This window comes from Streptomyces sp. CBMA156 (genome assembly GCF_014596515.1).
GTDB lineage: Bacteria > Actinomycetota > Actinomycetes > Streptomycetales > Streptomycetaceae > Kitasatospora.
In genome coordinates this window covers 26412-36528 of sequence record NZ_MSJQ01000168.1, presented here as the reverse complement: position 1 = coordinate 36528, position 10117 = coordinate 26412, and the positions used below count along the sequence as shown (strand labels likewise).

The following is a 10117-nucleotide window of genomic DNA, read 5'->3' as shown; positions in this document are numbered from 1 at the left end:
TGCGCGCGAGCCTGCACAGCACGCCGCCGCCACCCCCCGACGCCGAACCCACCGCCCCCGGGCTGCTCACCCAGCTGCGCTCCGCCGACGGCGGCGCCGGGCTGTTCCCGGTCCTCACCGTGCTCACCCCGATCCTGGCCTGGGCCGCCGCCCTGTGCCTCCTCCTGGCCGGCTACCTGCTGCGCGCCGCCGACCCCGGCCTCGGCCTCGCCCGCTCCCTGGTCACCGCCGGGTGGGTGGCGCTCGCCGCCGGGGTCGCCGCGATGGCCATCGGCATCATCGGGCTGCTGCTCACCGCCCTGCGCGACGGCGCCTCGACCGCCCCGGCCGGCACCGACCCCGAACTCGCCGCCGCGCTCTCCGACGCCCACGGCGAGTGGCGCGGCGCGCTGCGCGAGCGCGGTCTGCTCCCGTACCTGCTCGACGCCCTGCCGCCGGTGCCCGGCTCGGCGGCGGGCTCGGCCGTGTCGGGGCCGCAGGTGGACGCCGGTGCGGAAGTCGATACGGAATCCGGCGACGCGGGGCCTGACTTCAGCAGCCCCGGGTACAGCTCCCCCGCGTACACCAGCCCCGGCCCCGACGACCTGACCGATCCCGGGGGCCGCACGCCCCGGCCGGCCGCCACCCCGCCCGACTTCACCTCGCCCGACTTCACCCGACCCGGGTACACCGCGCCCGGCTTCACCGGTCCGGACGAGGTCGGCTGAGCCCTCCGGTCCCCGGCCGCCGCGGCCGCTTCCTGGGGACATCCCCACCCCCGGTCCTGGTGCGGCCACCATCGCCCCTGACTCCACCGCCCGCCAGGGTGGAACCCACACGTGGAGAACGACCGGGGGAGACCAGCGATGAGCACCGGAACCGTCCGACCATCCCGTACCCGACCGACCGTGCTGGTGGTCTCCGCCCTGCTGACGGCCCTGCTGGGGCTGCTCCCCGCCGCCGGACCCGCGGGCGCGACGGGCCGGGCCGGTACGACGGGCGGGGCGTCCCCGACGGACGCGGCGGGCGACCCGGTCCCCAGCCGCGTCGACTTCACCGGCGCCGACGGCACCACCCTGCACGGACTGGTGCTGGCCCCGCCCACCGCGGCGGCCGGCACCCGCGACCCCGGGCTGGTCATGCTCCCCGGAGCCGGCCCGGGCCCGCTGGCCGAACTGCGGGCCGCCGCCGAGACGTACGCCAGGCACGGCGTCACCACGCTGGTCTTCGACAAGCGCACCGACGGCTACTCGATGACCCGCCGGGACTACGGACAGCCGGCCGACGACGCCCTCGCCGCCGTCCGGCTGCTGCGCTCCCGGCCGGAGACCGACCCGGACCGGGTCGGCCTGTGGGGCCTCTCCGAAGGCGCCTGGGTCGCCTCGCTCGCCGCCTCCCGCTCCGCCGAGGCGGCGTACCTGGTCACCGTCGGCGCGGTCGGCCTCACCCCCGCCCGTCAGCAGGCCTGGGCGTACCGGGGCTACCTGCGCCACGCCGGGGTCTCCGGCTCGCTGGTCACCGCGCTCGCGGACACCTCGGTCCGTCAGCTCACGGCCGCCGGGCTGTTCCCCGAGGCCGGCTACGACCCGGTGCCGGCGTGGGAGCGGGTCCGGCAGCCGGTCCTGGCCGAGTGGGGCGCGCTCGACCGCGAGGCCGCCCCCGAGGAGAGCGCCACGATCATCCGCCAGGCCCTCGACCGCGGCGGCAACACTCACTACACGCTGCGCACCGTCCCCGGCGTCCGGCACAACCTGCACCTGACCGGGGACGACGGGTACGACCGGCCCGACCGGCTCCCGGCGGACTACGCCGCGACCGAGGCGGCCTGGATCCAGCGGCTCGCCACCGGCCTGCCCACCGCCACCGCCGACCCGGCCCCGCCGCAGGACACCCGCAGCCGCGCGCTCGACCCGCTCCCCTGGTACCGGTCCGTCTGGTTCGAGGCCGTCGCCACCCTGCTCTGCCTGACCGGCTTCGCGGGCTACGCGCTGACCGGCGCCTTCCGCCGGCTGCGCGGCCGGGCGCGCCCGGCTGCCCTGCCCGGGGCCGCCGGCTGGGCCGCCCTCGCCGGGACCGGCGCCGTCCTGGGCGCCCTCGGCTACCTGCTCTTCCTGATGGTCACCGCCGCGATGTTCCCCGGCCCGGTCCTGTTCGGCCGCCCGGTGGTCTGGCTGGCCGTCCAGCTGCTCGCGCTGTCCGCCCTCGGCGCGGCCGCCGTCGCCGCGGCCGGCGCCCGGCGGGAGCGGTCCGCCCTGGCCGCCGCCGGCCGGACGGACCGGGCCCGGCTGGGCGCCCTGCTGCCGGCCGCGGTGGTGTTCCTGCCCTGGGCCGTCTCCTGGGGCCTGCTGCTGCCCTGACCCGCCGTCGCCCGCCGGGCACCGGCCCGCTCCCCCGCCCGGGGGAGCGGGTTCGGCCCGGGTGAGGACGCCCCCGCCGGCCCGCTCCGGAAGCGTGGCAGCCGGTGGCGGACGGACGGCGTCCGCCCGGTCCCTGAGGCGGAAACCATGGGCGCACGGACGATCGCGGCACGACTGCACGGCACACCCGCCCCCGGCGTGCCCCGCTGGGCGGTGCTCACCGGGTACGCGATCACCCTGGCCGTCCTGCCCTCCTGCCTCTGGCGGATCGGCGGCTTCGTCCTCGGACTGCCGCTGCTCCACCACAGCCCGACGCCCCCGGATCAGGACCCGGCCTCGTTCGACGGCGGCTGGGCGTACATCCTCGCGCTCAGCGTGGTCAGCGAGGCGCTGGCCCTCCTCTGCTTCGGCCTGGTCGCCCGCTGGGGCGAGGTCTGGCCGCGCCGGATCCCCGTCCTCGGCGGCCGGCCGGTGCCGGTGCTCGCCGCGGTGATCCCGGCCGGGCTGGGCTCGGCGGCGCTGATGGTCTTCCCGTACGCGATGGTGATGTTCTCGCTCGGCCTGACCATCCGGGGCGACCGGGGCGGGGTCGTCACCCACGGCTGGCAGACCGTCGTGTTCTGGATCTGCTATCTGCCACTGGCCGCCTGGGGCCCGCTGCTCGCCGTGCTCACCGTGCACTACTACCGTCGGCGCAGGGCGAGTTGACCGGCCTCCGGGCCCGCCGACACCCTGACCGCGCGCCCTCCCGCGGCCCCGTCACAGCCCCGTCACAGCCCGGCGGCGCCGTGCGGGCAGGGCTCGGCGAGCGCCCCGGCCGCGCCGTCGGCCCGCCCGGCCGTCACGTGGGGCTCGGCCGTCACGTGGCGCTCGGCCGACTCGTCCCGCTTCTCGTCCCGCTCGGTCATGCGGGGCAGTCTGCCTCCGGGCCGTCGCCGTCCGCCAACGGATTTCCCCAGGTCACCCGGCTTCCGGGCGGCCCGACGGAGGTCACCCCTGCGCCAGGACGCACAGCGGCCCCGTCACGCCGTCCCGGCCCTCGGCGACGTCCGTCGCCGCCTGGACGAAGGCGCGGACCCGGGCGGTGGTGTTGCTCTCCAGCCAGACCGGGCCGCGCTCGATCGGGGGCGCGTCGTGGATCGGCACGTAGGCGACGTCCGGGCGCGGGTAGTAGCGGCGGGAGTGCTCACCGACCGGCAGGACGCCGCGCCCCATGGCCACCAGGCTGAGCAGCTCGGAGAAGGTGGCGCCGGACGGCCCCTTGGGCACCGGGCGGCCGGACGGGGTGCGGTCGGGCGTGCGGTCGCGCTTGAAGCCCGCCGAGGTGACGGCCGGGTACTGCACCACCGGGTGGTCGGCGAGCACCTCGACCGACACCGACCGCTCGGCGGCCAGCGGATGCCCGGCGGCCACCGCGAGGACCCGCCGCTCGGTCAGCAGCACCGGGCCGCGGGCCATGCCGTCGAACGGGTAGGAGGCGATCAGGACGTCGACCGAGCCGTCCGCCAGGCTCGACCGGGAGTCGGCGAGCTGCGCCTCGCGCACGTCCACCCGGCAGTCCGGGTACCGCTCGCCGAACAGCGCGACCGCCCTGAGCAGCACCGGCGCCGTCCACTCGCCGAGGAACGCCACGCTCAGCCTCCCGGTGACACCCCGGCCGGCGTCCTCCGCCCGTTGCAGTGCCGCGTCCATCGCCGCCACCACCGGGACCAGGTCGTCCGCCAACTGCCGCCCCACGGCGGTGAGTCGGACCGACCGGCTGGTGCGGTCGAACAGCGGGCCGCCGATCCGGCGCTCCAGCTTCTTCACCAGCTGGCTGACCCGCCCGGTGCTCAGGTGCAGCCGCTCGGCGGTCCGGCCGAAGTGCAGCTCCTCGGCGAGCGCGAGGAAGACCTCGGTCTCCAGCCGTTCCAGCATCCCGCCCCATCCCTCGATCGTTGAATCCTGCTCAACGATCGTACGGCCATCTCGCATTGATGCCGCGTCCGACCAGGAGGATCGTGGAACCCGTCCCCAGCAGCCGTACCCGAACGGAACCGATCACCATGCGCGTCGTAGCCTTCGACCACCTCGTCCTCAACGTCGCCGACGTCGAACGCTCGCTGGCCTTCTACCAGGGCCTGCTCGGCCTGGCCCCCGTCCGGGTCGAGGAGTGGCGGGCCGGGCAGGTGTCCTTCCCCTCCGTCCGCGTCACCCCCGAGACCATCATCGACCTGATCCACGGCCCCCGGCACGAGTCCAACGTCGACCACATCTGTCTCACCGTCGAGCCCCTCGACTGGCAGGAGGTCGTCGACGCGGGCACCTTCACCGTCCTCGACGGCCCGGTCTCCCGCTACGGCGCCCGCGGCACCGCCACCTCCCTCTACGTCAGGGACCCGGACGGCAACACGGTCGAACTGCGCTGGTACCCCCAGGACACCGCCAACTGAGCGGTGCCGCCCCGCCCCGCGAACCGGGCCGGGACGGCACTCCGAGAGGCCCGAACTCCCCCTGTGCGCCGGTCAGTTCCGCCCGGCGAGGTGCTCGACCAGGCGGTCGAAGCTGGAGTTGAGCCCGGCCTCGGCCTCCGGGCCGCGGTACATCTCCGGCACCCCGGTCTGGTGCAGCACCACCCGGGTGCCGCCCTCGCCGAGGTCGGTGAAGGTGAGGGTGGACCGCATGCCGGTGTTCTCCTCCACCATCGCGAAGAACTCGCCGGCCCTGATCCCGGTGATCTCGGCCTTCAGCGGGTACCGCTCACCGGTCTCGTCGAGCACCATGGTGCTGTCGTACCGTCCACCCTCCCGCGCCTCGATCGTCACGGTCTCCAGCGGCACGTGGGTGCCGACCGGCCCCCAGAAGCGGACGAACTGCTCCGGCTCGAAGTACGCCTCGAACGCGGCGGCGGGCCCGCCCGGCAGCTCGCGGGTGATGGTCAGCTCGCCCAGGTTCTCGGTCATCTCGGTGTCTCCTCCGTGGTCACGTCGTCGCTTGCACAGGGGTAGACCGGGGCCGCTCCGAAAACTCATCGCTCCCCGCGGAAAATTCTTCCGCCGGATCCACCCGGCCCGCGGCCCCAGCCCGCCGGCTAGCGCGGAACGTCCCGGACACTGCGCTGGAGCACATCGCTCAGCACCCCGGCGACGGTGACGAAGTCGTTGTCGTCGTGCAGCACGATCAGCCCGTGGTGGGCCGCGGTGGCACAGACCATCAGGTCGACGGTGGACAGCGCCCGGACCGCTCCGCCGCTCTGAGCGAGCCTGAACTGGGCGGACTCGATCCAGGCCCACGTGTTCTTCGGCAGCGGCACATCGGGATACAGGTCGGCGAACATCTCGCCCATCTGCTCGTAGTGCACGAGGTTGCGGGCGGAGCGCCGGAACTCGGTGCGCTGGGGAGCGCACGATCCGATGACCCGGAGGTCGATGTCCTCACCCCACGCGTCGTTCAGATGCTCTTCGCGCAGCAACCGCCACACGGCGGTGGAGCCGGCGAGGTAGCGGATCATCCCTCCCCTCGCTTCTCGGCCTCCTGGAGCTGCTGCCGCCCCTCGTAGTCCCACTCCTGGGCGGCCTGGAAGTGCCGAGCCCGCCGGGCGGCCCGCTCGTGTCTCTCGGCGTACTCGCGCAAGGCGGTGTTCACCACCTCTTTCTTGGTCGCGCCCACGGAGAAGCGGAGAGCCTTCGCCAGGGCGTCGTCATCCAGATCGATGGTCGTCACGCTCATATTCGCCTCCGCTATATAAAGACAACAGCACTCTTGAATATAGCGGTGTCCGCCAAGCTCGGGCCGGTGAACGGCGACGGCGATGCGGACGGCGGAGCCCGGATCAGGACTCGCCGTGCTGGCCGCGGGAGAAGATGGTCGGGCTGCCGGGGAGCTCCGGGTTCGCGCCGAGGTGGTCGACCACGTCCCGCACGCCCTCGGTGAGCGCGACCGCCGGCCGGTAGCCCAGCCCCTGGAGCTTCGAGATGTCCCCCACCAGCCGGTAGGTGTCGTCCTCGATCTCCGGGATCACGCTGACCTCGGGCGTCACGCCGGTCGCCTCGCCGATCGCGCCGACGAGCTGCCGCATGGACGTCTCCGTACCGGAGCCGATGTTGAAGACCTCACCCGGCTCCGCCCGGTCGGCGATGGTCAGCAACCCCTGGACCAGATCGGTGACATGGACGAAGTCCCGGGTCTTCCGGTCGATGTCCCCGACGATCTGGATCGGGCGGTGGTTGAGGTGCCAGCGGAGGAAACGGCCGACCTCCACCATCGCCTCGTGCGGGTTCTCGCCCGGCCCGTAGACGCAGAACGGCCGGCCCACCACCACGGGCAGGCCGCACGCGTGGTGGAGCGCGAGACAGGAGATCTCGCCGCTGAGCTTGGAGGCGCCGTACGGCACGAACGGCCGCGTCGGGTGGTCCTCGTCCATCGGGAACCGCCGCGGCGTCCCGTAGACGGACGCGGACGAGACGTAGACGACCCGGCGGACGGCCGACTTGAGCAGGGACTCGGCGAAGGAGACGGTGCCGAGGGCATTGATCTCGAAGTCCAGACGCGGCTGCGTCACCGACAGCGTCCCGTTGGCGTTCGCGGCGACGTGGAAAACCAGTTCCGCACCGTCGACGGCTTCGGCGATGGCGTCGCCCTCGCGAATGTCGAGCAGGTGCAGGGTGACCCCGGACGGCGGTTCCACACTCATCGCCGTCCTGGCGTTGTCGATGATGGTCACCTCTTTCCCCAGAAAGAGGAGAGAATTGGTCAGGTGCCGTCCGACGAATCCCAGCCCGCCGGTCACCAATACCTTCTCGTATGCTTCGAGCATGCTTTCAATGTGCCGACGCCACGGCCGATTCGCATGCCGGCGGACCTGAAGCCGCAACCATTCGGGTGAAAACCGGTTCGATCATGTGTCGGCCGCGAACATCAGCGGCTCATGACGTGCGCGTACCGGGGGCGAGCAGGCGACGCAGCACCGTGGGTGTGTGGCCCACGTGCTCGCGGATGACGCGAGTCAGGTGCGCCTGGTCGGCGAAGCCCAGCCGTGCCGCCAGGTCGGCGAGGCTGGGTTCGCCCTCGGCGATCCGGTCCATGGCCCGGGCGACGCGCACCCGGTTGCGGCAGCGGGTCAGCGAGACGCCCGTCTCCCTGGAGAACACCCTGCTCAGCCGGTAGGGCGACACCTCCAGCAGCGCGGCCAGTGCGAAGAGCCCTCCGGCCTCCGGGGCCCCTTCGGTGATCGCCTCGCGCGCAACCGCGGCCGGCGCCCGGTCGACCGGCCGGGACCGGACGGTCGACCCCCCGGCCCGGCGCCCACCCCGACCGCGACGCGATGAGCAGCCACGACATCGTCCAGGCCGCTTGGAAGGCGTTCGCCATCCACGACGCCGACCGGATCTCCGAGGTCTTCACCGAGGACGCCGAGTGGCTGGCACCTCCGGGGAACGCGACGGCCACCGCGCTGGACTGCCCCAGCCACCTGGTCGGCAGGGAAGTCATCACGCGCTTCCTCGCCGAGGACTTCTCCCGCCTGTTCGCCGGTGACGTGGACGTCACCTTCCACGGTTTCCATGCCGACGGCGACCGCGTGGTGGTGGAGGAGACCATGACCGCGACGCCCGCCGACGGAAACCACTACGCCAACGACTACTGCCTGGTCTTCGAACTCCGTGACGGGCTGATCCACCGCGTCCGCGAGTACATGGACACCGCGCGCGGACACCGCATGGTCTTCGCCGGCACCGAGAAGTAGCCGAGGACGACAGAGCGCCGCCCCGAGGTGATCGAGGGCGGCGCTCGGGTGTCCCGGGTCAGTCGACCAGGGGGAGGTACACCTTGTTGCCCTGGGCCGCGAACTCGGCCGACTTCTCGGCCATGCCGGCCAGGGCCTCGGCGTCGAACTCGCTGTTCACCGCGGTGGAACCGTCGCCGTGCTCGTCACGGATCTTCTGGGAGATCTTCATCGAGCAGAACTTCGGGCCGCACATCGAGCAGAAGTGGGCGGTCTTGGCGGGCTCGGCGGGGAGGGTCTCGTCGTGGAAGGACCGGGCGGTCTCCGGGTCGAGGGCCAGGTTGAACTGGTCCTCCCAGCGGAACTCGAAGCGGGCGTCGGAGAGGGCGTCGTCCCAGGCCTGGGCGCCGGGGTGGCCCTTGGCCAGGTCGGCGGCGTGGGCGGCGATCTTGTAGGTGATCACGCCGGTCTTGACGTCGTCCCGGTTGGGCAGGCCCAGGTGCTCCTTGGGGGTCACGTAGCAGAGCATCGCGGTGCCCCACCAGGCGATCATCGCGGCGCCGATGCCCGAGGTGATGTGGTCGTAGCCGGGCGCGACGTCCGTGGTGAGCGGGCCGAGGGTGTAGAACGGCGCCTCGTCGCAGATCTCCTTCTGGAGATCCATGTTCTCCCTGATCTTGTTCATCGGGACGTGGCCCGGGCCCTCGATCATCACCTGGACGTCCCGCTCGCGGGCGATCCGGCCGAGTTCGCCGAGGGTCTTCAGCTCGGCGAACTGGGCCTCGTCGTTGGCGTCCGCGATCGAGCCCGGGCGCAGGCCGTCACCGAGCGAGAAGGTGACGTCGTAGGAGGCGAGGATGTCGCAGAGTTCCTCGAAGTTCGTGTAGAGGAAGTTCTCCCGGTGGTGCGCCAGACACCAGGCCGCCATGATCGAGCCGCCGCGCGAGACGATGCCGGTCTTGCGGCGGGCGGTGAGCGGGACGTAGCGCAGCAGCACGCCGGCGTGGACGGTCATGTAGTCGACGCCCTGCTCGCACTGCTCGACGATGGTGTCCCGGTAGACCTCCCAGCTCAGCTCCTCGGCCTTGCCGTCGACCTTCTCCAGCGCCTGGTAGAGCGGCACCGTGCCGATCGGCACCGGGGAGTTGCGCAGGATCCACTCGCGGGTGGTGTGGATGTTGCGGCCGGTGGAGAGGTCCATGACGGTGTCGGCACCCCAGCGGGTGGCCCAGGTCATCTTCTCCACCTCCTCCTCGATCGAGGAGGTGACGGCCGAGTTGCCGATGTTGGCGTTGATCTTCACCAGGAAGTTGGTGCCGATGATCGCCGGCTCCACCTCCGGGTGGTTCACGTTGACCGGGATGACGGCCCGTCCGCGGGCCACCTCGGCGCGCACGAACTCGGGCGCCAGGCCCTCGCGCAGCGCCACGAACTCCATCTCGGGAGTCACCACGCCCCGCTTGGCGTAGGCGAGTTGGGTGACGGCGACACCACCGCGGCCACGCAGCGGGCGACGCGGACGGCCGGGGAAGACGGCGTCCAGGTTGCGCAGGTTGCCGCCGCGCGGCGAGGTGTGCCTGATCCCGTCGTCCTCGGGGCGCGCCTCGCGGCCGTCGTACTCCTCGACGTCGCCGCGCTGGCGGATCCAGGCGTCCCGCAGCGCGGGCAGGCCGCGGCGCACGTCGGGCTCGTAGGACGGGTCGGTGTACGGGCCCGAGGTGTCGTACAGCGGGACGGTCCTGCCGTTGGTGAGCTGCACCTCGCGGTACGGAACGCGCAGGTCGGGACGCGATCCCTCGCGGTGGGCCTTGCGCCAGGCCGGGGTCGGGTAGCCGGTGTGCTCGCTGCTGGGGGCGCCCTGGGCAGACTGCGGCTGTGCTTCGAACGTGGTCATCAGACCTCTACTCCCTACGCCGGCATTACCCGGTCAGGTTCCTGCGGTCGACGCAGCCGTCGGTCCGTCCGTCGACGTCCCGGTCAGCGCCCTCTCAGCCCGGTGCTCCGAGCTCCCGCGTCGCAGGCGGTGTTGCCTGCACACGACGCCCAACACGGTAGCGAGCGGATCGCCGCAGGTCCAGAG

At 72.9% G+C, this 10117-nt stretch carries 13 protein-coding genes and 1 riboswitch; of the genes, 5 read left to right on the top strand and 8 right to left on the bottom strand.

All coding sequences use genetic code 11. The annotated features are described in order from the left end of the window. The 3 genes from BU198_RS14115 to BU198_RS14105 form a co-directional block, all read left to right on the top strand. Positions 1-707: hypothetical protein (locus BU198_RS14115; RefSeq protein ID WP_188297179.1), on the top strand; the 707-nt coding region annotated here is incomplete at its 5' end. A gap of 138 nt (positions 708-845) precedes the next feature. Then, positions 846-2336, top strand: coding sequence for a prolyl oligopeptidase family serine peptidase (locus BU198_RS14110; protein ID WP_223244362.1), 1491 nt, complete (start codon positions 846-848; stop codon positions 2334-2336). Between the two features lie 147 nt (positions 2337-2483). Further along, complete coding sequence (locus BU198_RS14105) at positions 2484-3044, top strand: hypothetical protein (RefSeq protein WP_188297178.1); 561 nt, start codon at positions 2484-2486, stop codon at positions 3042-3044. Between the two features lie 62 nt (positions 3045-3106). Here BU198_RS14105 and BU198_RS14100 read toward each other — a convergent pair whose 3' ends face one another. Both BU198_RS14100 and BU198_RS14095 read right to left on the bottom strand, forming a co-directional pair. Then, positions 3107-3244: a hypothetical protein gene (locus tag BU198_RS14100; protein WP_188297177.1), complete on the bottom strand. Its 138-nt coding sequence runs from the start codon at positions 3242-3244 to the stop codon at positions 3107-3109. An 82-nt stretch (positions 3245-3326) separates the two neighbouring features. Further along, on the bottom strand, positions 3327-4253 hold the full coding sequence (locus tag BU198_RS14095; protein ID WP_188297176.1) for a LysR family transcriptional regulator: 927 nt from the start codon (positions 4251-4253) through the stop codon (positions 3327-3329). A 128-nt stretch (positions 4254-4381) separates the two neighbouring features. Between BU198_RS14095 and BU198_RS14090 the strand changes: the two genes are divergently transcribed. Then, positions 4382-4768: a VOC family protein gene (locus BU198_RS14090; RefSeq protein ID WP_188297175.1), complete on the top strand. Its 387-nt coding sequence runs from the start codon at positions 4382-4384 to the stop codon at positions 4766-4768. 72 nt (positions 4769-4840) lie between these two features. On the opposite strand, the gene BU198_RS14085 is transcribed toward BU198_RS14090, so the two are convergent. The 5 genes from BU198_RS14085 to BU198_RS14065 all read right to left on the bottom strand — a co-directional run bounded on the left by BU198_RS14085 (position 4841) and on the right by BU198_RS14065 (position 7495). Further along, a complete protein-coding gene (locus BU198_RS14085) occupies positions 4841-5278 on the bottom strand; it encodes an SRPBCC domain-containing protein (RefSeq protein WP_188297174.1) in 438 nt (145 codons plus the stop codon). Positions 5279-5406: 128 nt separating this feature from the next. Continuing rightward, entirely contained in the window at positions 5407-5826 is a 420-nt protein-coding gene (locus BU198_RS14080; RefSeq protein ID WP_188297173.1) for a PIN domain-containing protein, read from the bottom strand. Continuing rightward, on the bottom strand, positions 5823-6044 hold the full coding sequence (locus BU198_RS14075; RefSeq protein WP_188297172.1) for a type II toxin-antitoxin system VapB family antitoxin: 222 nt from the start codon (positions 6042-6044) through the stop codon (positions 5823-5825). Before BU198_RS14075 ends, BU198_RS14080 begins: the two co-directional genes overlap by 4 nt. A 103-nt stretch (positions 6045-6147) precedes the next feature. After that, on the bottom strand, positions 6148-7131 hold the full coding sequence (locus tag BU198_RS14070; protein ID WP_188297171.1) for an NAD-dependent epimerase/dehydratase family protein: 984 nt from the start codon (positions 7129-7131) through the stop codon (positions 6148-6150). A 109-nt stretch (positions 7132-7240) separates the two neighbouring features. Continuing rightward, positions 7241-7495 (bottom strand): helix-turn-helix transcriptional regulator, encoded by a 255-nt coding sequence (locus BU198_RS14065; protein ID WP_223244364.1) that lies wholly within the window; start codon positions 7493-7495, stop codon positions 7241-7243. 143 nt (positions 7496-7638) lie between these two features. Here BU198_RS14065 and BU198_RS14060 point away from each other — a divergent pair, with 143 nt between their 5' ends. Further along, positions 7639-8058 carry a nuclear transport factor 2 family protein gene (locus tag BU198_RS14060; RefSeq protein ID WP_188297170.1) on the top strand — a complete coding sequence of 140 codons (420 nt, stop codon included), beginning with the start codon at positions 7639-7641 and terminating at the stop codon, positions 8056-8058. Positions 8059-8116: 58 nt separating this feature from the next. Here BU198_RS14060 and thiC read toward each other — a convergent pair whose 3' ends face one another. Continuing rightward, on the bottom strand, positions 8117-9931 hold the full coding sequence (gene thiC / locus BU198_RS14055) for a phosphomethylpyrimidine synthase ThiC (RefSeq protein WP_188297169.1): 1815 nt from the start codon (positions 9929-9931) through the stop codon (positions 8117-8119). Continuing rightward, a riboswitch (TPP riboswitch) is annotated at positions 9926-10060 on the bottom strand. (Overlaps the previous gene by 6 nt.) Positions 10061-10117 lie beyond the last annotated feature (57 nt).